The sequence below is a fragment of the Novosphingobium sp. 63-713 genome (assembly GCF_001898925.1).
GTDB lineage: Bacteria > Pseudomonadota > Alphaproteobacteria > Sphingomonadales > Sphingomonadaceae > Novosphingobium.
This window is the reverse complement of record NZ_MKVS01000005.1, coordinates 95,303-116,705: the sequence shown is the minus strand read 5'-3', so window position 1 is coordinate 116,705 and position 21,403 is coordinate 95,303. Positions and strand designations below refer to the sequence as shown.

18 protein-coding genes are annotated in these 21,403 nt (G+C 65.4%); 8 read left to right on the top strand and 10 right to left on the bottom strand.

What is annotated here, in order from left to right; all coding sequences use genetic code 11:
- The first annotated feature begins 1 nt into the window (after window position 1).
- Genes BGP00_RS01650 through BGP00_RS01640 form a run of 3 tightly spaced genes read left to right on the top strand, consistent with a single transcriptional unit; the run spans window position 2 to window position 3,460 of the window.
- Window positions 2-1,087, top strand: coding sequence for an NAD(P)-dependent alcohol dehydrogenase (locus BGP00_RS01650; RefSeq protein ID WP_366522324.1), 1,086 nt, complete (start codon window positions 2-4; stop codon window positions 1,085-1,087).
- A gap of 1 nt (window position 1,088) precedes the next feature.
- On the top strand, window positions 1,089-2,498 hold the full coding sequence (locus BGP00_RS01645; protein WP_292922966.1) for an aldehyde dehydrogenase family protein: 1,410 nt from the start codon (window positions 1,089-1,091) through the stop codon (window positions 2,496-2,498).
- 38 nt (window positions 2,499-2,536) lie between these two features.
- Window positions 2,537-3,460, top strand: a complete 924-nt coding sequence (locus tag BGP00_RS01640; protein ID WP_292922968.1) for an alpha/beta hydrolase — start codon at window positions 2,537-2,539, stop codon at window positions 3,458-3,460.
- Window positions 3,461-3,479: 19 nt separating this feature from the next.
- Here BGP00_RS01640 and BGP00_RS01635 read toward each other — a convergent pair whose 3' ends face one another.
- Both BGP00_RS01635 and BGP00_RS01630 read right to left on the bottom strand, forming a co-directional pair.
- Window positions 3,480-4,322, bottom strand: a complete 843-nt coding sequence (locus BGP00_RS01635) for a sigma-70 family RNA polymerase sigma factor (RefSeq protein ID WP_292922970.1) — start codon at window positions 4,320-4,322, stop codon at window positions 3,480-3,482.
- Complete coding sequence (locus BGP00_RS01630; protein WP_168601729.1) at window positions 4,319-4,771, bottom strand: carboxymuconolactone decarboxylase family protein; 453 nt, start codon at window positions 4,769-4,771, stop codon at window positions 4,319-4,321. Before BGP00_RS01630 ends, BGP00_RS01635 begins: the two co-directional genes overlap by 4 nt.
- 156 nt (window positions 4,772-4,927) lie before the next feature.
- Here BGP00_RS01630 and BGP00_RS01625 point away from each other — a divergent pair, with 156 nt between their 5' ends.
- The 4 genes from BGP00_RS01625 to BGP00_RS01610 all read left to right on the top strand — a co-directional run bounded on the left by BGP00_RS01625 (window position 4,928) and on the right by BGP00_RS01610 (window position 10,923).
- Window positions 4,928-5,257 (top strand): hypothetical protein, encoded by a 330-nt coding sequence (locus BGP00_RS01625; protein ID WP_292922973.1) that lies wholly within the window; start codon window positions 4,928-4,930, stop codon window positions 5,255-5,257.
- A 68-nt stretch (window positions 5,258-5,325) separates the two neighbouring features.
- Window positions 5,326-6,576, top strand: a complete 1,251-nt coding sequence (locus BGP00_RS01620) for a TolC family protein (protein ID WP_292922975.1) — start codon at window positions 5,326-5,328, stop codon at window positions 6,574-6,576.
- A gap of 9 nt (window positions 6,577-6,585) precedes the next feature.
- Entirely contained in the window at window positions 6,586-7,716 is a 1,131-nt protein-coding gene (locus tag BGP00_RS01615; protein WP_292922977.1) for an efflux RND transporter periplasmic adaptor subunit, read from the top strand.
- A gap of 3 nt (window positions 7,717-7,719) precedes the next feature.
- A complete protein-coding gene (locus BGP00_RS01610) occupies window positions 7,720-10,923 on the top strand; it encodes a CusA/CzcA family heavy metal efflux RND transporter (RefSeq protein WP_292922979.1) in 3,204 nt (1,067 codons plus the stop codon).
- Window positions 10,924-10,992: 69 nt separating this feature from the next.
- On the opposite strand, the gene BGP00_RS01605 is transcribed toward BGP00_RS01610, so the two are convergent.
- Window positions 10,993-11,688 carry a DJ-1/PfpI family protein gene (locus BGP00_RS01605; RefSeq protein ID WP_292922981.1) on the bottom strand — a complete coding sequence of 232 codons (696 nt, stop codon included), beginning with the start codon at window positions 11,686-11,688 and terminating at the stop codon, window positions 10,993-10,995.
- Window positions 11,689-11,767: 79 nt separating this feature from the next.
- On the opposite strand from BGP00_RS01605, the gene BGP00_RS01600 reads away from it, so the two are divergent.
- A complete protein-coding gene (locus BGP00_RS01600; RefSeq protein ID WP_292925686.1) occupies window positions 11,768-12,730 on the top strand; it encodes a GlxA family transcriptional regulator in 963 nt (320 codons plus the stop codon).
- Window positions 12,731-12,790: 60 nt separating this feature from the next.
- On the opposite strand, the gene BGP00_RS01595 is transcribed toward BGP00_RS01600, so the two are convergent.
- The 7 genes from BGP00_RS01595 to BGP00_RS01565 all read right to left on the bottom strand — a co-directional run bounded on the left by BGP00_RS01595 (window position 12,791) and on the right by BGP00_RS01565 (window position 21,235).
- Window positions 12,791-14,266 (bottom strand): aldehyde dehydrogenase family protein, encoded by a 1,476-nt coding sequence (locus BGP00_RS01595; RefSeq protein WP_292922985.1) that lies wholly within the window; start codon window positions 14,264-14,266, stop codon window positions 12,791-12,793.
- Window positions 14,263-15,888 (bottom strand): GMC family oxidoreductase N-terminal domain-containing protein, encoded by a 1,626-nt coding sequence (locus tag BGP00_RS01590; RefSeq protein WP_292922987.1) that lies wholly within the window; start codon window positions 15,886-15,888, stop codon window positions 14,263-14,265. Before BGP00_RS01590 ends, BGP00_RS01595 begins: the two co-directional genes overlap by 4 nt.
- 27 nt (window positions 15,889-15,915) lie before the next feature.
- Window positions 15,916-16,344 (bottom strand): hypothetical protein, encoded by a 429-nt coding sequence (locus BGP00_RS01585; protein ID WP_292922989.1) that lies wholly within the window; start codon window positions 16,342-16,344, stop codon window positions 15,916-15,918.
- Entirely contained in the window at window positions 16,341-16,769 is a 429-nt protein-coding gene (locus BGP00_RS01580; protein ID WP_292922991.1) for a cytochrome c, read from the bottom strand. Before BGP00_RS01580 ends, BGP00_RS01585 begins: the two co-directional genes overlap by 4 nt.
- A complete protein-coding gene (locus BGP00_RS01575) occupies window positions 16,766-18,325 on the bottom strand; it encodes an FAD-binding oxidoreductase (RefSeq protein WP_292922993.1) in 1,560 nt (519 codons plus the stop codon). The genes BGP00_RS01580 and BGP00_RS01575 overlap by 4 nt, the downstream gene beginning before the upstream one ends.
- An 11-nt stretch (window positions 18,326-18,336) precedes the next feature.
- Window positions 18,337-19,602: an MFS transporter gene (locus BGP00_RS01570; RefSeq protein ID WP_292922995.1), complete on the bottom strand. Its 1,266-nt coding sequence runs from the start codon at window positions 19,600-19,602 to the stop codon at window positions 18,337-18,339.
- A gap of 85 nt (window positions 19,603-19,687) precedes the next feature.
- Window positions 19,688-21,235, bottom strand: a complete 1,548-nt coding sequence (locus BGP00_RS01565) for an FAD-binding oxidoreductase (protein WP_292922997.1) — start codon at window positions 21,233-21,235, stop codon at window positions 19,688-19,690.
- Window positions 21,236-21,403: the final 168 nt, after the last annotated feature.

The following is a 21,403-nucleotide window of genomic DNA, read 5'->3' as shown; positions in this document are numbered from 1 at the left end:
CATGCAGGCGACAGCCGCCGTTTCAAGAGTGGCGGGCGCGGCGCCCCGGCTGGAAAGCGTCATCATCGACGACCCCCGCCCCGGCGAGGTTCTAGTCAGGCTGGTGGCCACCGGCGTTTGCCATACCGATATGGTGATGCGCGATGGCCATCTGCCGGTGCCCTTGCCGGTGGTGCTGGGGCATGAGGGCGCGGGCCATGTGGTGGCCGTGGGGGATGGGGTTTCCCATGTCGCGCCCGGCGATGCGGTGGTGCTCTCCTTTGCCAGTTGCGGGGCCTGCCCTTCCTGCGATTATGATGCGCCGGCCTATTGCCACGGCTTCTTTCCGCGCAATTTCCTGGCCATGCGCGAGGATGGCTCCACGGCAATCCACGATGGGCAGGGGCCGGTGCACAGCCACATCTTCGGCCAGTCCTCCTTCGCCACCCATGCCATTGCCCACGGGCGCAACGCGGTGAAAGTGGACAGCGATCTGCCGCTCGAACTGATGGGGCCGCTGGGCTGCGGTTTTCTGACCGGGGCGGGGGCTGTGCTCAACGCGCTGGATGTGCGGGCGGGGCAGAGCATTGCCGTGCTGGGCGCGGGGGCGGTGGGCATGGCCGCGATCATGGCGGCAAGGATTCGTGGCGCGGGGCGCATTATCGCGGTGGACAGATCGGCGCAGCGTGTGGCGCTGGCCCTCTCGCTGGGCGCGACACAGGGTGTGGTGGCCGATGGGCAAAGCCTTGCTGATCATGGGCTGACCGGTCTGGATCATGTGCTGGACACCACCGGACATGTGCCTTTGATCGAGGAAGCGATCATGGCGCTGGGGCCGCAGGGGCAGGCGGGCCTGCTGGCAGCCTTTGCGCCGGGGGCGCAGGTGAAGCTGGATGCGGCTTTTGTCATGAGCGGGGGGCGCGTGGTGCGCGGCATTGTCGAAGGCTCGGCCGATCCGCAAAACCTGATCCCGCAACTGATTGCTTATTGGCGCGAAGGACTTTTTCCGATCGAACGCCTTGTCCAGTTCTATCCCTTCGCCGATATCGCAAAGGCCATCGCGGCCGGTGAAAGCGGCGCGGTGATCAAACCGATTGTGAGAATGTGATATGGAACAAGCGTTTCGTCTGTTGATTGATGGCGCTCTGGTGGATGGAGCGGGAGAGATGCCGGTCATCAATCCTGCCACCGGGCGCGCCTTTGCAACCGTCCCGCGCGCGGATGCGGCGCAGTTGGACGCGGCGGTGGCGGCCGGGCGCGGTGCCTTTCCGGGCTGGGCTGCGCTTTCCTATGCCGAGCGCCGGGTCTTTCTCGAACGCTTTGCCGATGGCGTGGAGGTGCGGTTTGAGGAATTGGCCCGCCTCATGACGATGGAGCAGGGCAAGCCGCTGGATCAGGCGCGGGGCGAGGTGGGCGGCACGATTGCCGGGCTGCGCTGGTTCGCGGCGCAGGAGATCGGCCCCCATGTCGTCCGCGACACGCCAACCGAGCGTATCACCGAGCATCGCAGCCCGCTGGGCGTTGTGGCGGCGATCACGCCCTGGAATTTTCCGCTGATCCTGCTGGTGGTCAAACTGGCGCCCGCGTTGATCACCGGCAATGTGGTGATCGCCAAGCCCGCGCCGACCACCCCGCTCACCACGCTTCTGCTGGGCGAAGTGGCCGCCGACATCCTGCCGCCCGGTGTGTTCCAGACGCTGGTCGACGCCAATGATCTGGGCGGGGCGCTGACCAGCCATCCGGGCATTGCCCATGTCAGCTTCACCGGATCGACCGCCACGGGCAAGAAGGTGCTTTCCAGCACAGCGGACACGCTCAAGCGCTTCACGCTCGAACTGGGCGGTAATGATGCGGCGCTGGTGCTGGACGATGCCGATGTGGGCAAGGTGGCCCCCGCTATCTTCGGCGCGGCGATGGTCAATGCCGGGCAGGTGTGTCTGGCGGCCAAGCGCGTCTATGCCCCGCGCGCGATGTATGATGAACTGTGCGATGCGCTCGGCGCTCTGGCGCGCGCGGCGGCGGTGGGCGACGGGCTGGATGAGGGCAGCCAGATCGGCCCGGTCCAGAATGCGGCGCAATATGCCAAGCTGATCGACTATCTGGCCGAGGCGCGCGGGCAGGGCAAGATCGTGGCCGGAGGCGCCCCGCTGGAGCGGGAGGGCTATTTCATCGCCCCCACCATCGTGCGCGATCTGCCCGATCACGCGCGGCTGGTGCGCGAGGAGCAGTTTGGGCCGGTGCTTCCTGTGCTGCCCTATGACGATCTGGGACAGGCCATCGCGGCCATCAACGCCAGCGAATATGGGCTGGGCGGCACGATCTGGACCGGCAATCCCGAACGCGGCGAACAGGTGGCGATGTTGATCGACAGCGGCACGGTCTGGGTCAACCGCCATCTCGATCTGCCCTTTGATGTGGCCTTTGGCGGGGCCAAGCAATCGGGCCTTGGGCGGCAACAGGGCATCGAGGGATTGCAGGAATTCACCCAGGCCAAGATCATCAACATCGCCAAGAGCTGAAACGGCCCCCAAATCCCGCTAAATTGAGAGGATCATCCATGACAAAGCCCTATGTTCGGCCCGATGTCGCTGCCTTTCTTGACGCCGGCCGGGAAAGCGGCGCTCCGCCGATCAACGAATTGCCGGTGCCCGAGGCGCGCGCGGCCATTCGCACCATGGGGCAGGCGCTGGATCTGCCCCCGGAACCGCTGGCGGTGGTGCGGGATCTGGCTTGCGGTTCGATCCCGCTGCGGCTTTACGATGCGCGCGAGACACGCGATCCCCGTCCGCTGATCCTGTTCTTTCACGGCGGCGGTTTCGTGTTTGGCGATCTCGACAGCCATGACTCCTTTTGCCGCTTTGTGGCGCAGCGCTGCGATCTGCCGGTGCTGGCGGTGGATTATCGCCTTGCCCCGGAACATCCCTTTCCCGCCTTTGCGCAGGATGCCGAAGAGGTCGCCCGCTGGGCTGCCGCCGGGCCTCAAGCGCTGGGCTTCGCGCCGACGGGCCTTGTGACCTGCGGCGACAGTGCGGGCGGGCATATGGCGATCCTGGTCGCCCAGCGTCTTGGGGCAAGGCCTGCCGATCGGCCGGTGCTGGCGCAATGGGCGATCTATCCCTTTCTGGGCGCGGGCCATGACTGGCCCTCGGTCCGGGATTTTGGCGAGGGCTATATGCTGACCCGCGCCGCGATGGACTGGTTCGATGGGCTTTGCGGCAAGCCGGAGGGGGATGAGCGCTACAATCTGTTGCTGGCCTCCGTTCCGGCCACGCCGCTGCTGATTCAGACGGCCGCGCTTGATCCGTTGCGCGATCCTGCGCGTCATTATGCGGACATGGCGCGGGCGACGGGCGCCAGAGTGGTGCAGCTTGAGGCCGAGGGCATGATCCACGGCTATGTCAACATGCGCGCCGCCTTGCCCTCCGCGCAGCAGGATGTGGAGAGCCTGCTTGCCGCCGGGCTGGCGCTCCTCCCCGTCTGAACGGTGAGGCGGGCGAGGTTCAATGTACCCGGCGCAGCTTGTCGGGATTGCGCGTCACATAGATCGCCCGGATGCGCCCATCCTCGACCAGCAGCGCGGTGGTCTGCAGCAAGCCATCGGGCTCGCGCGTGATGAAACCGGGCAGGCCGTTGATCGTGGCCACGCGCACAAGCTCTGAGGGAGCGCGGCGCAGCCGGGCCAGCGCCGCGTGTGCCCGCAGGAATTCGTCCGCGCCATGCAGGATGCGCGCGACCGCTGGCCGTTTCCCGCCGCCATCGGAATGGAACTGCACATCCTGCGCCAGAAGTGCGCTCAATTGCGCCATATCGCCTTTTTGTGACGCTTCGAAAAAGGCGTTGGCTATGGCCTTGCCCTGATGGTGATTGACGGGAAAGCGCGGCCTTGCATCGCGCACATGGGTGCGGGCGCGCAGGACCAGTTGGCGGCAGGCCGCCTCCTTGCGATCAAGCACGAGGGCGACTTCCTCAAAGCTCTCGCCAAACACATCATGCAGCAGAAAGGCCGCCCGCTCCAGCGGCGACAGGCGCTCCAGGGCCAGCAGCAGGGGCAGGGTCACATCCTCGCACAGATCTTCCTCGACCGCCGGTTCGGGCAGCCACGGGCCGATATAGCTTTCACGCTGAACCCGGGCGGACTTGAGATGATCGAGGCACAGCCGCGTAACGATCCGGCGCAGAAAGGCGGCGGGCACGCCGACCTGCGCATGATCCACGCCGCGCCAGCGCAGAAAGGCTTCCTGCACAATGTCCTCGGCATCGGCCATCGAGCCAAGCATCCGGTAGGCGACGCGCAGCAGACCCGTCCGCTGCGCGTCAAAGATCAGGCAGGCCGCCCGGTTCATTTCCAGCCCAGTTCCGGCGCATAGAAATTGAAGCCCACCGCCAGTCGGTTCCAGCCGTTGATGACATTGATGGCCAGCGTCAACTGCACCTGCTCGGCCGGGGTGAATTGGGCCGCCAGGGCATCATGCACGGCATCGGGGGCCCGGCTGGTGGCGATCTGGGTCATATGTTCGGTCCAATCCAACGCGGCGCGTTCGCGTGGGCTATAGCACGGGGCTTCGCGCCATACAGCCAGCAGATGGATGCGCTGCTCGCTCTCGCCTGCCTTGCGCGCGTCGAATGTATGCATGTTCAGGCAATTGGCGCAGCCGTTTATCTGCGAGGCGCGGATCTTCACCAGTTCCAGCAACGGCTTTTCCAGCCCGCATTCCGCCACCTTCTGCGAATAGGCGTACCATGCCTTGAAGATGTCGGGCGAGGCATTGTGGAGATTGAGGCGGGGGGTCATGCAACACATCCTTTTGACAGAGGTGCCCCTATGACGAGCCGGAACGCCGCCCTGTGACATGACCGGCAGATTTTTTCCAAAATGCCTCGCATAGGCCAACGTATGATTGTGGCGAACGGTGCTGACATTTGGGCTTGGGCGCGCTAAAGCCATGGGATGATCCGCCAAGGCCTCTTCCTGCTGTGCATGCTGATCGCCAGTCTCACGACGGCATCGGTGACGCATGCGCAGGAGTTTGCGGGCAATGCGGTGATCGAATGCTCGGGCTATGTCCATAGCGCGGGCGATGCGGATCAAAGCGATGGCGATGCCGACAAGGCCGCCCCCCATCATCACGGCGCCTGTCATGGCAGCGGGGTTTTCCTTGCGGGCGGCGCCCATGGTTTTGCTTCGGCCTATCGTCTCGCCGCCGCCGTCATGCCGCAGGCCGAGGCGGAATTGACCGGAAAGAGCATCGGTCCGGCTCTGCGCCCGCCCAGCATCTGATCGGGATTTCGAGGGGACTGGCGCATGTGAAGCGCGTCCCTTGTCATCATCTCGACAGGATTTTCATCATGAACAGGATCATCGCGGCCATTCTGGTCGCCAGCGCCTGCGTGGGCTGCGCCCATGCGCAGGCGCAAGCCGAGGCTCCGGCCCGCTGGCTTTCTCTTGCCGACGCGCTCGATCTGGCCAACGGCAAGGCCCCCGCCACCGATGCCGCGCAGGCCGGTGTCGAGGCCGCCCGCGCCGGGCGGACGACAGCCGGGCTGCGCCCCAATCCCACCGTGCAGACACAGGTGGAAAATGTCGCGGGCAGCAACAGCTATGGCGGTTTCCGACAGGCCGAAACCACGCTTATGCTCAACCTGCCGATCGAACTGGGGGGCAAACGTTCGGCCCGTATCGCGCAGGCTGACGCCCGCACCGATCGGGCGCTGATTGAGGCCGCCGTGCAGCAGGCCGAACTGCGCTATCAGGTGACGCAGCTCTATGTCGATGCGGTGGCGGCGCTGCGCCGAGCGGCAGTGGCCCGCGACCAGTTGCGCATTGCCCGCGAAGCGCTGGGCGCCGCGCAGGTGAGGGTGCGTTCGGGGCGCGCCTCGCCGCTGGAGGAACAGCGTGCCGATGTCGCGCGGATCAATGCTCAGGCCGGGGTGGAACAGGCGGAAAGGCTGGCGAGAGCTGCGTGGGACAATCTGGCGCGGCGGATCGGTCGATCGGTCAACGGCGCGCTGGACGAGGGCATGATCGACGCCATGCCTGCGGCCGTGACAGGCCCGGCTCTGCCCATGGCCACCGAGGGCACGTTGGCCATGGCGGCGGCCCGCGCCGATGTGGCGATTTCAACCGCCGGGGTGCAAATCGCCCGTTCGCAGCGCGTGCCCGATCTGGCCGTGGGGCCGGGGCTGCGGCGGTTGAGCGCGAGCAATGACACCGCGCTGGTCTTTTCGGTTTCGGTGCCATTGCCGCTGTTCAATGGCGGCCGCGCCGCCGTGGCGCAGGCCGCTGCCGAACAGAGCCGGGCAGAAGCGCTGCAACGCCTGACCGAGCAGGAGGTCGCGCAGGCCATCACCAGCGCACAGGCCGAGGCCGACAATGCCGCCACCGCAGCCAGAGCCGCCAGCGGCCCCGCGCTGGAGGCCGCGCAGGAAGCCGCCCGCATCGCCCGCATCGGCTATCGCGAGGGCAAGTTCGGCCAGCTCGACCTGCTCGATGCCGAACGCACGCTGGCCCAGACCCGCGTGGCCGCCATCGACGCCCTTGCTGCCTATCACATCGCCCGCGCCCGCCTTGAGCGCCTGACCGCTCGCGCGCCGGAATAAGGATTTCCCATGAAACTTCATCGCAATTTCGTTTTCGTGCTGCCTCTTGCCATCGCGCTGGCCGCCTGCGGAGAAAACAAGCCGCAGGAACCCGCCAAGGAGGAAGCACCCAAGACGGATTCCAGCCTTGTCCACCTTAGCGCCGAACAGATCAGCGCGGCCGGTATTGAGTTGACCCATCCCACGGTGGGCGGCGCGGGAAAGCTCGATCTGCCCGCTCTGATCGAGGGCGATCCGCAAGGCACACAGGTCGTTTCCGCCGCCATCGGCGGGCGGGTGGTCTCGCTCTCGCGCAATCTTGGCCAAAGCGTACAGCGCGGCGCGGTGCTGGCGGTCATTGAGAGCCGGGAAGCAGCCCAGCTTAATGGCGAGGTACAGGCCAGTCGCGCCCGCCTTGCGCTGGCGCAGAGCAATCTTGCCCGTGAGGAGCGGCTTTTTGCCCAGCGCGTGTCGCCCGAACAGGACGTGATTGCCGCGCGCACCGCTGCCGCTGAAGCGCGCATCGCCTACTCACAAGCTGCCCAGCAGGTTGCCGCGACCGGCGGTGGCGGCGGCGGGCTCAACCGTCTGAGCATCCTTGCTCCCGCCTCGGGCCAAGTCATCGCGCGCAGCGTGGTGCTGGGTCAGACGGTGGCCGCCGATGCCGAACTCTATCGCGTCGCCAATCTGGCGCAGGTATCGCTTTCGCTCAGCCTGCAACCGGGCGATGCCGGGCGCATCCGCCCCGGCGCCGAAGTCGCCGTGCGCGCGGCCGGACGCGAGGCACAGGGCAGGATCAGCTTTATCTCCCCGGCGCTGGACGAAAAGACCCGCCTTGTTCCCGTGATCGCCACGCTGGACAACCGAGACGGCCGCTGGCGCGTCGGTGAACCTGTGACGGCCTCGATCACGCTGGCCGGAACGGGGGCGGGGACCGGAATGACCGTACCGACCACCGCGATTCAGACTGTCGATGGCAAGCCCACCGTCTTTGTGCGGACCGGCGGCGGATTTCGCGCGGTGCCGGTTGAGCTGGGCGATGCGGCAGGGCCGATGATTGTCGTGCGCCGCGGCCTGTCGGCCCGCGATCAGATCGCCACCACCAATTCCTTCACGCTCAAGGCCGAAATGGGCAAGGGCGAAGCGGGCGAGGAGGATTGAGCCATGATCGCCAAAATCGTCAATCGCGCGGTGGACAGGCGCTGGCTTGTCCTGCTGCTGACCGGTCTTGCGGCGCTGGTGGGGGCGTGGGCGCTCTGGCGCCTGCCCATCGATGCCGTGCCCGACATCACCAACAATCAGGTGCAGATCAACATCCGCGCCCCCGCTCTGTCGCCCGAACTGGTGGAAAAACAGGTCGCTTTTCCCATCGAGACGGCGCTGGCGGGCATTCCCGGCCTTGAATATACCCGCTCGCTCAGCCGCAATGGCTTTGCGCAGGTCACGGCGGTCTTTACCGACAGTTCCGACATTTATTTCGCGCGCCAGCAGGTGGGCGAGCGGCTGACCGGTGTGAAAGAGAATCTGCCGTCCGGCGTGAACCCGGAAATGGGGCCGATCGCCACCGGTCTGGGCGAGGTCTATATGTGGACCATCCGTCTGGAGCATCGCGGGGATGACAAGCATCTGCCGGGCGAACCGGGGATGCAGCCTGACGGCAGCTATATCACCCCCGAGGGCGAAAGACTGACCAGCGAGGCGGACAAGGCAACCTATCTGCGCACCGCGCAGGACTGGATCGTTGCGCCTTTGCTGAAAAACACGCCGGGACTGGCGGGCGTTGATTCCATCGGCGGCTATGCCAAACAGTTTCTCGTTGTGCCCGATGTGCAGAAATTAGCCTCGATGGGGCTGACGCTGGGCGATCTGGCCGATGCGCTGGAAAAGAACAACACCAGTGTGGGCGGCGGCTTTGTCGAGCGCAATGGCGAAGGTCTGGCGGTGCGCTCCGATGCTTTGGTACGCAATGGGGCGGAATTGGCCCGCGTGGTCGTGTCTTCGCGCAATGGCGTGCCGATCACGCTGGATCAGGTGGCCGTCATCCGCAACGGACAGGCGATCCGCATGGGTTCGGCCTCGGAAAACGGAACCGAAGTGGTGGTGGGCACCGCCGTCATGCGCATCGGCGAGAACAGCCGCACGGTGGCCACGGCCGTGGCCAAAAGGCTGGCGGCGATCAATGCTTCGCTGCCGGCCGATGTGGTGGTCCAGCCGGTGCTGGACCGCACGGCGCTGGTCAATTCGACGATCCGCACGGTGGCGAAGAATCTGGCCGAGGGCGCGCTGCTGGTGATCGTCGTGCTGTTTGCCTTGCTGGGCAATGTGCGGGCGGCGTTGATCGCGGCGGCCGTCATCCCCGTCACCATGCTGCTGACCGGCTTTGGTATGCTCAAGGCCGGGGTTTCGGCCAATCTGATGAGCCTTGGCGCGCTGGATTTCGGGCTGATCGTCGATGGCGCGGTCATTATCGTGGAAAATGCCTTGCGCCATATGGCCGAGCTTCACCATGAGGCGCAGCGGCCTTTGTCGCTGCGCGAGCGGCTGCGCACCGTGGCGCTTTCCGCGCGGGAGATGATCCGACCCTCGGTCTATGGGCAGGCGATCATCATTCTGGTCTATGTTCCGCTGCTCACCCTGACGGGGGTGGAGGGCAAGACTTTCGTGCCCATGGCGATGACGGTCATCATTGCGCTGGTCTTTGCCTTCATTCTCTCGCTTACCTTTGTGCCGGCGGCCATTGCCATCTGGCTCTCACAGCGGATTGAAGAGAAGGAGGGGCGCATCATGGGCTGGCTCAAGGCGCGCTATGCGCCGGGGCTGGAGCGCGCCATGGGCCGTCCCGGTCTGACGCTGGGCGCCGGAATCGGCAGCGTGGCGGGGGCCCTGGCCGCCTTAACCGCTCTCGGGCAAGTGTTCCTGCCGCAGCTCGACGAGGGGGATATGCTGGTGCAGGCCCTGCGCATTCCGGCCACCTCGGTTCAGCAGAGTCAGGCGATGCAGGTGCCCATCGAACAGGCCCTCTCGAAAATGCCCGAGGTGCGGTTCGTTTTCTCCAAGACCGGCACGGCCGAACTGGCGTCCGACCCGATGCCGCCCAATGCGACCGACAATTTCGTGATTTTGAAAGACCGCAAACTCTGGCCCGACCCCAGCCTTTCCAGGGAGGCGCTGGTCGAGAAGATCGAGAAGACCTTGGCCCGTTTTCCGGGCAATGCCTATGAAATCACCCAGCCCATCCAGATGCGCTTCAACGAGTTGATCGCGGGGGTGCGCGGCGATGTGGCGGTCAAGGTCTTTGGCGATGATTTTGCGGCCATGAATGCCACCGCCGAAAGTATTGCCGACATTCTGCGCCGCACGCCGGGCGCGGCCGATGTGAAGGTGGAGCAGACCAGCGGCCTGCCGATGCTGGACATTCGGGTCAATCGCGATGCGATGGCGCGCCTTGGCGTCAGCGCGCAGGACGTGCAGGACACCGTCACCGCCACGCTGGGCGGGCGGCAGGCGGGCATGATCTTTGAAGGCGACCGCCGCTTTCCCGTGGTCATCCGCCTGTCCGAGGCACAGCGGGCTGATCTGGCCATGCTGGGCCAATTGCAGGTGCCCGCGCCCGGGGGCCGGTTCGTGCCGCTGGCCAGTGTGGCCGACATCCGCGTCACCGAAGGCCCCAACCAGATCAGCCGCGAAAACGGCAAGCGCCGCGTTGTGGTGCAGGCCAATGTGCGCGGACGCGATGTGGCCGGGGTGGTGGGCGATGCGCAGGCGGCTATTGCCAAGGATATTCGCCTGCCTGCGGGCAGCTACCTTGAATGGGGCGGCCAGTTCGAGAATCTGGCCTCGGCGCGCGAAAGGCTGCAACTGGTGGTCCCGGCCTGTTTCGCGCTGATCCTGCTATTGCTCTATGGCGCGCTGGGATCGGTGCGTGATGCCGCCATAGTGTTTACCGGGGTGCCGATGGCGCTGGTCGGCGGGGTTCTGGCGCTGTTTGTGCGGGGCATGGACTTTTCCATCTCGGCGGCGGTCGGCTTTATCGCGCTGTCCGGAATTGCGGTGCTCAATGGGCTGGTGATGGTGTCCTCGATCCATGATCTGATGCGCGGCGGCATGGCGCGCGCGGCGGCCGCCCGCATGGGGGCGCTTCGGCGCCTGCGCCCCGTCATCATGACCGCACTTGTGGCCAGCCTCGGCTTCGTGCCTATGGCTTTGGGATCGGGCGCGGGGGCAGAGGTGCAGAAACCCTTGGCCACCGTGGTGATCGGCGGGCTGGTTTCGGCCACCTTGCTCACGCTTTTCCTGCTGCCGACCCTTTACGCCCAGTATGGGCATGAACCGGCGGCGGGCAAACAGGAGGAGGATGTCGCGCCATAGGACGCCTTCCGGGCAGGCCTGCCTTTTGCGCGGCGCTCTGCGCATCGAAGGGGGGCAGGGGCGGGCGGCTCATGACACCACCTCCAGACGGGCGGCGGCCTCGCGCGCTTCGGCCTCGCGGGCGGGGATCGTTGCGGCCATCCGGGTCTGATAGCCGGCCAGGATCTCGGCCGGCGCGGTTTCGGGCGAGCCTGCGTCAAAGGGCGGCGCGGGCGCATATTCCAGCCCCAGTTGCAGGGTCTGCGCCAGGGCTTCGCCGCCCAGCTCCGCCAGCAGGGTCAGGGCAAAGTCGATGCCCGCCGTCACCCCGCCGCCGGTGATGACATGGCCATCGCGCACCACGCGCCCCGCATCGGGCAGGGCGCCAAACAGCGGCAGCAGGTGACGATAGGCCCAGTGACAGGCCGCGCGCCTGCCCTGCAGCAGTCCCGCCGCGCCAAGGATCAGCGAGCCGGTGCAGACCGAGGTGATATAGCGGGCACCCTCTCCCAATCGGCGGATCTGGGCGATGAAATCCTCGTCCAGCGCCACCTGTGTGGCCGCCACGCCGCCCGGCACGCAAAGCAGATCGCAGGCGGCAATGTCGGTCAGGCGTTGCGTATGGGCAAAGGTCAGCCCTTCGGCGGGAACATCGCCGCCATCCCGGCTCGCCACAATGCTCCGGCTGTCGGGCAGGCGCGAGAGGAATTGATAAGGACCGGTGAAATCGAGCTGGGTCATGCCCGGAAAGACGGCAAAGACGATGCGAAACGGGGGGTGGTTCATGACAGCCTCCTTTGGATGCGGGGCCATGATGCCGGTCGGGACGGCTTGACGAAATGACAATGATCCCTCATTTTATGCCATGTCTCAAAGTATCGGCATCTATCTTTATCCCGACTTTCAGCTCCTTGACGCCTGCGGCCCGATCACCAGCTTTGAAATCGCGGGTCGCATGGCGGGCAGGCCCTATCGGCTGGTGCCGATTTCGGCGGCGGGCGGGCCGGTGCGCAGTTCTTCGGGCATCGCGCTCGATACGGTGGCGGCCCAGGGCGCGGGCCCGTTCGACACGCTGGTCGTGGTGGGCGGCAATGGCAGCCGCGATGCCATGCGCGAGCCTGCCAACACCGATTTCCTGCGCACGGCTGCCAGGGATGTGCGGCGCCTGTGCAGCGTGTGTTCGGGGGCATTTCTGCTGGCCGGGGCGGGGCTGCTCGACGGGCGGCGGGCCACCACCCACTGGCGCCGGGCGAAATTGCTGGCGCGGCTGTTTCCGGCGGTCAAGGTTGATCCCGACCGCATCCATATCCGCGATGGGCATATCTGGACCTCGGCGGGGATTACGGCCGGGATCGATCTGGCGCTGGCGCTGATCGCGCAGGATCTGGGCGATGCGCTGGCGCAGCGGGTGGCGCAGGACATGGTGGTCTATTACCGGCGGCCGGGCGGGCAGTCGCAATTTTCGGCGTTGGCCGAACTGGGCGGCGATGAGAGTGAATTTTCCGCCCTGCTCGAATGGATCCGCAGCCATCTGCACGAGCGGTTGACCGTCGAGCGACTGGCGGAGCAGGCGGCAATGAGCCCGCGCAATTTCTCACGCGCCTTTTCGCGCAGCATGGGGATCGGCCCGGCGCGGGTGGTCGAACGCCTGCGCCTTGAGGTGGCGCGCGAAAGGGTCGAGCACAGCAGCATGCCGGTCGAGCAGGTCGCACGGGCCACCGGATTCCATGACCCGGAGCGGATGCGGCGTGCCTTTCTGCGCGCTTTTGGCCAGCCCCCGCAGGCTATGCGCCGCATCGCCCAGAGCGCTCAGACTGCGGCTGAGTGATCCACCGGAGGCGTCTCCTGTCCGCGACTGGCGGGCAGCGCAAGGCCCAAACACCGCATCTTACCAGCCCACCATCACCGATTTGGTTTCGGTGAAGGCTTCCACCCCATGCCGCCCATGTTCGCGGCCTAGCCCCGATTGCCTGAAACCGCCAAAAGGCAGGGCGAATTCCATGCCCGACCCGTTGATCTTGACCGAGCCCGAACGCAGCTTTTTCGCCATTGCATGGGCATGGCCCAGGTGGGCGGTCCACACATAGGCCGACAGACCGTAAATGCTGTCATTGGCCCGCGCCGCCAGATCGTCGAGATCGCCATCGCCAAATTTCATGACCGACAGGACAGGGCCGAAAATCTCCTCGCGCACGATCGACATGGACGGATCGGCATCGACAAAGATCGTGGGGTTGACGAAATAGCCCGGCCCCGAAGGTGCATCGCCGCCCGCGATCAGTGCGGCGCCTTCGGCTTTGCCCGCTTCGATATAGGCCATCACCTTGTCGCGCTGCGGTCCGGAAATCAGCGGACCAAGCGCAATCCCCTCCTCGGTCCCCGGCCCGACGCGCAGCTTTTGCGTGAAGGCGACCAGACCCTCGATGAAACGGTCAAAGATCGTCTCATGCAGGAACAGGCGCGATCCGGCCGCACAGACCTGTCCGCTGTTGCCGAAAATGCCCATGGCCACGGCGGGAATGGCCCGCGCCAGATCGGCATCGGGAAAGACGATGCTGGCCGATTTGCCCCCCAATTCGAGGCTGACTCGTTTGAGGTCGCCCACGCTCTGATGCAGGATCGCCTTGCCGGTGGCGGTTGATCCTGTAAAGCTGATCTTGTCGATGCCGGGATGGCCGACCAGAGCCGCGCCCGCCTCCACGCCGGTTCCCGTCACCACATTGACCACGCCTTCGGGAAAGCCTGCCTGCGCCACCAGTTCGGCCAGACGCAGCCCTGACATGGGCGCCAGTTCGGCGGGCTTGAGCACCACCGTGCAGCCTGCCGCCAGCGCCGCCGAGACCTTGGTGCAGGTGATGGCAAAGGGCGCGTTCCACGGCACGATCAGGGCCGCCACGCCCAGCGCTTCATGCGTGGTGTAGCCATGCCAGTTGCCCGGTACCGACATGGGCACCGTTTCTCCCGTCAACCGCCGGGGCCAGCCTGCGTGATAGCGGATCGCGCTGATCGCGCTGCCCACGGCCATCATCCGCGAAACGCCGTAGGGCATGCCGTTGTCGATGGTTTCCACCGCGGCCAGTTCGTCGCGGTTCTCCTCGACCAGATCGGCAAGGCGCAGCAGGAGCCTTTCGCGCTCGGCGGCGGGCATGGCCGACCATGATGGGGCGTCAAAGGCGCGGCGCGCGGCGCGCACGGCCTGATCGACCTCATCCGCTCCGCCAGCGGCAATCGCGCCAATGGCGGTTTCGCGCGCCGGATCAAGGACCGGGATTGTCGCCCCGGAGCCTTTGCGCCAGGCGCCGTCGATGAAATGGCCCGACAGGGCGGCGATACGCGCGCGGGCGGTGTCGAAAATCGGGTTCATGCTTGTTGCTCCTGACGCGCGGATTGCAGAATGAGATCGCTGGCTTTTTCGCCGATCATCACGGCGGCGGCATTGGTGTTGGCCCCCACCAGCAGCGGCATGATCGAGGCATCGGCCACGCGCAGGCCAGCGATGCCATGCACCCGCAATTGCGGATCGACCACCGCATCGGCCCCCAGGCCCATCGCGCAGGTGCCGACCGGATGATGCACCACGCCGGACAATTGCGCCTTCATCGCGTCGAGCGCCTCGTCGCTGGTGATATGGGCGCCGGGCAAGGTTTCTTCGATGACATAATCGGCAATCGGACCATTGGCGAAAATCCGCCGTGAAATCGTCAGGCCCTTTTTCAGCACATCCCAGTCGCGCTCATCGCCCAGCAGGTTGAGATGGATGCGTGGGGCCGAGCGGAAATCGCTGTCCTGCAGGGACACGCTGCCCCGGCTTTTCGGACGCAGCAGGCAGATCGAATTGTAGAAGCAGTCCTGCTTGGGGCGAGCGAAGCCGGGGAACCAGATATTGGCGTCCACCCGCACCGGGCTGGACATGATCTGAAGATCGGGTCGGTCGAGCCCGTCCTGCGAACGGGCCAGGATGCAGGCCGCCGCGATCTGATTGGCAAAGGGGCCGGAGCGCAGGAAATACCAGCGCAAAAAGGCCAAAGCAGCCCGGTCAAAACGCAATTGCTGGGCAAAGCTGTGGGGCGGGGCGGCGTCATATTGATGGGCAAGGCGCACATGCTCCTGCAGGTTTTGCCCGACGCCCGGCAATTCATGCACCACGCCAATGCCGTGCCGCGCCAGATCCGGCGCGCGGCCAATGCCCGACAGCATCAGCAATTGCGGCGAACCATAGGCGCCGCCGCACAGGATGATCTCGCGCCGGGCCGTGGCGGTCTGCTCGACGCCTTCCCTTTCAAAGGCGATGCCGATGGCGCGCTTGCCGGAAAACAGGATGCGGCTGACCTGCGCATGGGTGAGGACGCGCAGGTTGGAGCGGTCGCGGATCGGCTCCAGATAGGCCTTGGCCCCGCCGCAGCGCTCGCCGTCTTTCAGCGCGACCTGCACATCGGCGCAGCCCTCATTGCCGATGCCGTCATAATCGGGATTATAGGCATAGCCCTGCAGGGCGGCCGAAGCGCGCAATTCCTCGGCCATCAGGCGCGAAACATTGACCGGGCGCACGCCGATCGGCCCGCCCTTGCCGCGCCATGGATTGCCGCCGGTCCAATGGTCCTCGCTGCGTTTGAAATAGGGCAGCACGCTTTTGTAATCCCAGCCCGTGCAGCCCAGAGCGGCCCAATCGTCGAAATCGAAAGGATGGCCCCGGAAATGCACGGTGCCGTTGATCGAGGATGAGCCGCCCAGCACCCGTCCCCGGGGCAAGGGAAAGACCTTGCCGTCCAGATGCGGCTCCGGCTCGGAGGCGAATTGCCAGGTCAGCGCCGGATTGCGCAGGGCCTGAAGAAAGCCCAGCGGCATACGGATATAGGGGTGGTTGGCCTTGCCTCCCGCTTCGAGCAGGAGGACGCGGTTTTGCGGATCGGCGCTCAGCCGGTTGGCCAGCACGCTGCCCGCCGATCCGGCGCCCACGATGATATAGTCGAATTCCAGTTTGGACACTTTGGGATTCCTTGGGTCGGCGGCCGTTCAGGCCAGCCAGAGGAAGGAGGTGGCCTGCGAGGCGCAGCGGCGCGCGCAGGTTTCGCGCAAAGAGGCCAGCAGAGGGTCGCCGACATCGCCGCCGGGAAGGGCATGGGGCGCGCGCATCCGGCGGCCTCGCATCCGCAGCATGTCGCGGGCCAGCACGTAATCGCTGTAGGTTGTCAGGCCGATGATCGTGCCCGCCATTTGGTGGCCTTCTTCGCTCAGCAATAGGCGGATGATCTCGCCCGCAGGATGGGCGCAGGGGTGGCCTGCGGCATCGGCCCTTGCCCGGATCGCGGCGGCTTCGGGCAGGAGCGCGTCGAGGATGAAATGAAACCCGGCGGCGGCCTGCGCGCGCGGCGCCATGGCCAGACCCGGCAACACAGCCATGGCCCCCAGCACGGCGCGGCGGTTCACAGCCACCCCGCTCATTTCCGGCCCTTTCGCGCCAGCCAGTCGGCCACCTGCGCCAATTCCCGGTCGGTCAGCTCCACGCGGGTAAAAGTGGGCATGTTGACCAGACCGTTGCGCACCACGGCCTTGACATAATCGGCGGTCAGATCGCGCCGGTCGGGCAATTCGGCCTGTCCCTTGGGCACGCGGCGGGCCAGCATGAATTTTCCGGTGCTGGGGCCGATATGGCAAAAGGCGCATTTCTGGCCGAACAGTTTTTCGCCCGGATTGGCCGATTGCGCGCCGTAAGTGATCGCCCCCAGCGCGGTGGTGGCGATGGGCGTGGCGTTTGCCGATTTTGGGGCTGTTTTCTGCGGCGCTGCCGGGCTTTGCGCGTCGGCGGGCATGGCGATCAGCGCCAGGGCAAGGACAAGCCCGAGGATAAAGGCAAGGATGCGGATCATGGCCGGTCTCCCCCTTGGGCGCGGCTGCCGATACCGTTGCGGCCCGGCGCGATGATGTTGTTGGGGTCCAGCGCGGATTTGACGCGGTTGTTGAGCCGCGCCAGCGCGCCATCGGCAAAGTCATAGGTGGCGGCCACCTCGTCCATATAGGAAATATGGCCGCGATATTCGCCAAAGCCGCTGGCGGCGGCCTCCTTGAGCAGGTGGCGATAGAGCTTGTCCACCCGCGCGATGGCTTCCGGCTCATCGCGGTTGTAAAGGATCAGGCTGACATTGTTGATATGGCGGCGGCCGATGGTGAAGCTGGCGTAATAATCCTGCCCGACCTCTTCATAATAGGCCTTGATCTTCTTGGCATAGGCCAGCGCCATCGCACCGTCCTGCGGCAGGACCGGGGCAAAGCTGAGATGCCCGCCGCGCCCGCCATACCAGTTGACCGATTGCAGCCCCATCGTGGTGGGAATGCCGGTGGCCGATTTTTCCAGCGGATCGCCGCGTTTCCAGATCTCGAACTGCAGCGCGCTGCCCAGACGCGGTTCGAACAGGCGGCGGATCAGCGCGACCTGCGCCATCACGCTGCCCTCATCGCCAAACAGGCTGATCTTGGCGTTCCACCAACCAAGGCCCAGCTTGGCCATCATCTTTTCCGAAACGCTGTCGGGCAGGGCGCCGGGGCCATCATACCAATCGGCGCGCTGCGACATGGTCGAGGCTGCGCGCACGGGCGACCCGAACACGATATTATGCTGGATGATGTCACGGCGGCGCAGGTCGCACAGGATGTCGAGCGCCCATTCCGCATCATCGAACCGGGGCAGGGCCAGCGTGATCTTGGCCGTCATTTCCGGTTCCGGTTGCAGCCAGACACCCGCCTTTACCACCACGCCAAGGTTCGATTGCATGAACATCTGGTCCCAGCCGGGGCCATAGCCGTATTTATAGCTCTGCCAGCCCTTGGCGCCCTGCATCGCCCCCATGCCTGTGCGCAGCAGCGAGCCATCGGGCATCACCACCTCCAGTCCGCACAGCGTTTCGCAATGGTCGCCAAAGGGGGTGTAGCCGATGCCGCGATCCAGCGCATTGCCGATCACGCTGCCCCAAGAATTGCCCGGCACGCTCATCCACAGCGAGGGGGCATGTTGGCGCAGATGGCGGAACAGGTCGAAATAGCCCACGCCCGGTTCGATCAGACAGGATGCCTGTTTCTCGTTCACATCCAGAATGCGATTCATCCGCGAAAGGTCGAGGATGAGGTCGCCTTTCTCCTTGGGCGAAGAGGCGCCATAGCCCAGATTCTTGCCCCGGCTGACCGGCCAGAGCGGGGTCTTGTGCTGATTGGCGATGCGGATGATGGCCTGCACCTCCTCCACCGTCGAAGGGGCAAGGATCGCGCTGCAATCATGGTCCAGCCCATCGCCCATCGCATAGGGGTCGATATAGGTCTGGCGGTCCTCTTCGCCCGAGAGCACCCATTGATCGCCAAGCGCGCGGCGGAAATCGGCCAGCGCCTTGTCAAAGGCTGCGGCATTCATGCCATGGGGCAACTGGATCGACATGGCTTCTCCTTTCACGCCTTGGCGGCGGCCTGTTGGCCGGCCCAGTGGCGCGGATGGAATTGCCAGCCGATGCCCGCCGCCACAAAGGCCACGGCCGCCACCACGATGAAGGGAACGGTAAAGCCGCCGGTTTTGTCCACGCCCGCGCCGATGGCCACGATCCCGGCCGCCGCGCCCAGATGGAAGGCCGCCGTCAGCAGCGAGATGACCTGTGGCAGCGCCCGCACCCCATAGATATGGCGCGCCAGCACCGGCGCCTGAACGATCACCCCGCCATGCGAAACGCCGCGCAGGATGGTGAAGGCAAGGAAAGTGGCATAACCGGCCAGCGGGAAGGTGGCCAGCGCCGCCACGCCGCACAGCGCCCAGCACAGCGCCACACCCTTGGTCGAGAGCCGGTCGAACACCCAGCCGAACAGGATCTTGCCCAGCCCGGAAATCAGCATGACGATGGTAAAGCCCAGCGCCGCCACCGTCGCGCCCAGCGTGGTGTGTTTTTCAATGAAGAGCGGGATATATTCATTGATCCCGTTGCTGATCACGCCCGACATCGCGGTGGCCAGAATCAGCATCCAGAATTGCGTCGTCTTGCGGAACGAGGCGAAATCCTCGCCCAGATCGGGCAGGCCGCCGCTCGGGCGCCCCTTGCCGGGGTCCAGTTCATCGGCGGTATAGCCATAGGCCTCGGGCGTTTCATGCACCAGCAGCGAGATCGACAGGCCCACCAGAACCAGCACGATCAGCCCCGCCGCGCCCGCCGTGGCGTGCCATCCGAAATGGGTAACGCCCATGCGCGTGCTCATCGGCACGATAAATCCGGCCAGTGCCCCGCCCAGCATGGCAAAGCCGGTGTTGCGGCCAAGGCTGGCCGAATACCAGCGGGCCAGCGTCACCTGAATGGCGATCACGCTCCACACCGAACAGACCCCCGATACGGCGGCCAAGGCATAGTAAAACGGCAGCGAATGGGCGAAATAGAGCAGGCTGGTGGCAATCCCGATAACAAAGACCGAGGGCAACAGCACTTTCTTGGCCCCCACACGCACCAGCAGCGGCCCCGCCACCAAGCCGCCCATCGCCGATGTGGCCGATTTGATGGCCATGAAGCGCGTGGTTTCGCCAATGGTCCAATGCATCGATTCCAGAATGGAGTTGTACATCACGGGCATCATCATCGACACGCCCGCCAAGGCGATGCCCCACACGAGGAATCCGGCGATGATATTCATGCGCGCCAGACGGTGCGCCTGGGCAACGGAGATTCGCTCTCCACTCATGGTCTTTCTCCTCGGGGGGTGGCACATGCTTGCTGCCCATCCCATATGTTTTTATAATCGAATGATTTTTCTATTTGGCCTTTGGTCATGACGCCCCGCGCTGCCCGCCGGCCCAGATGCCGTGGTTGCCCGGCGCCAACAGGCCCGCCGGGTCCAGCGCATCCTTGAGCGTGGTGTAGAAACGGGCCATCGCGTTTTGGCCAAAGGCGAATTTGTCCTGCACATGATCGACCAGTGCGACATGGGCGCGATAGGGCGCGCAGCCCCATGTCGCCACTTCATCGCACAGATGGCGCACCGCCATGCGGGCGGTATCGACTCGGGCCTGATCGGCGGCATCAAACATCACCAGACTGGCGCTGACCATACTGCGCGGGAAGCAGAGCAGGCCGAAGGCGCCGATCAGGCCATGGCGCGCCATGGTCTCACCCAGCAGGGCTTCCGTGCGGCGGGCGTAATCGGCATCAATGGGCAGAACCGGCGAAAAATCCATATGGCCGAAACTGTCGCCAAACACGCCTTTCAGCCGGTCGAGCAGCACCTGATTGGGGATTCCGGCGGCGATCAGGTCGCGCGGTTCGACATCCTCGGGACCGGCATCGCCCGCATATTGGCGCAGCTCCATCACCGCGCCGGGGATGGCGGCCACTTCGCGCTCCAGCACAGCGCGGCGGGCGGAAACCAGCGCTTCATGGCCGTAAAGGCCGAAGCGCAAATTCCAGCGACCGGGCCGCAGCACTTGGCGCAGGTTTTCGGCGGTAAAGCGCCCTTCGCCCGATCCTGTGGCCATGGGCGGCGAGGAAACCAGCATCGGCACGCCCTGAAGCACGCCCGATTGCAGCAGGCGGCGCACCATGGCGATCAGGGGCACGATGTCCCCCTCGGCCTCGCAGCGGATCGTGCCGGTGGCCATCACTTCGGGGCGGGGCATCAGATGCAGCCCGGCCTTGGTGACGATGCCCAGATTCGACTGTTTGAACAGATCATCGACCGCCGGGCCAAAGCCCCGCCTGTGCCGATGCCACAGCGGACTGTCGGGCAGGGCGCCTTGGCCTGTGCGCAGCAGCGAGCCATCGGGCAGCACCACCTCCATCCCGCACAGGGCCGAGGCATGATCGCCCATCACGTTATAGCCGATGCCATGCTCCAGCGCATTGCCGATGATGCTGCCCCAGCCCAGATCGGGCACGGACATCATCAGGGGAATATCGTCCCTTCGCAGCGCGGCATAGAGATCGGCAAAGCTGACGCCTGGTTCGATCACAGCGGTGCCGTGGGTGGCGTCAATGTCGAGAATCCGGTTCATCCGCGAGAGGTTGATCACCACCGCGCCATCGGCAACCGGCGCCGAACCGCCATAGCCGTAATTGCGCCCTTTGGACGATGTCCAGACGTGGAGGCCCCTTTCGGCGGCTACGCGCAGGGCGGCCTGAACCTGCTCGACATTGGCCGGTTGAACAACCAGCGCGGGCTGATGGCCATGGGCTGAGGGGCCTTCAAACGGATCGTGGAAGGCGCGCTGGCGGCCGCCATTCTCCACCACGCCCTCAGCTCCGAGCAAGGCGGCAAAGCATTCGCGCGCCGAGGACAGCGCGGCAAGATCCGGCACAGCGGGCGCAATCGCGGCTGACATGAAACGCTTCTCCCAAGTGTTTGCACCTCTCATGATCGGAGGCGTTAAAAATAGAACACCATTCTATGAACGGCGCCACCTGTCGTCAATGCCCAAAGTTCCACTTGACAGAATGGTGTTTCATTGAGCATTTGACGATTCGTGAATACACTTGTTTCCACGTCTTGG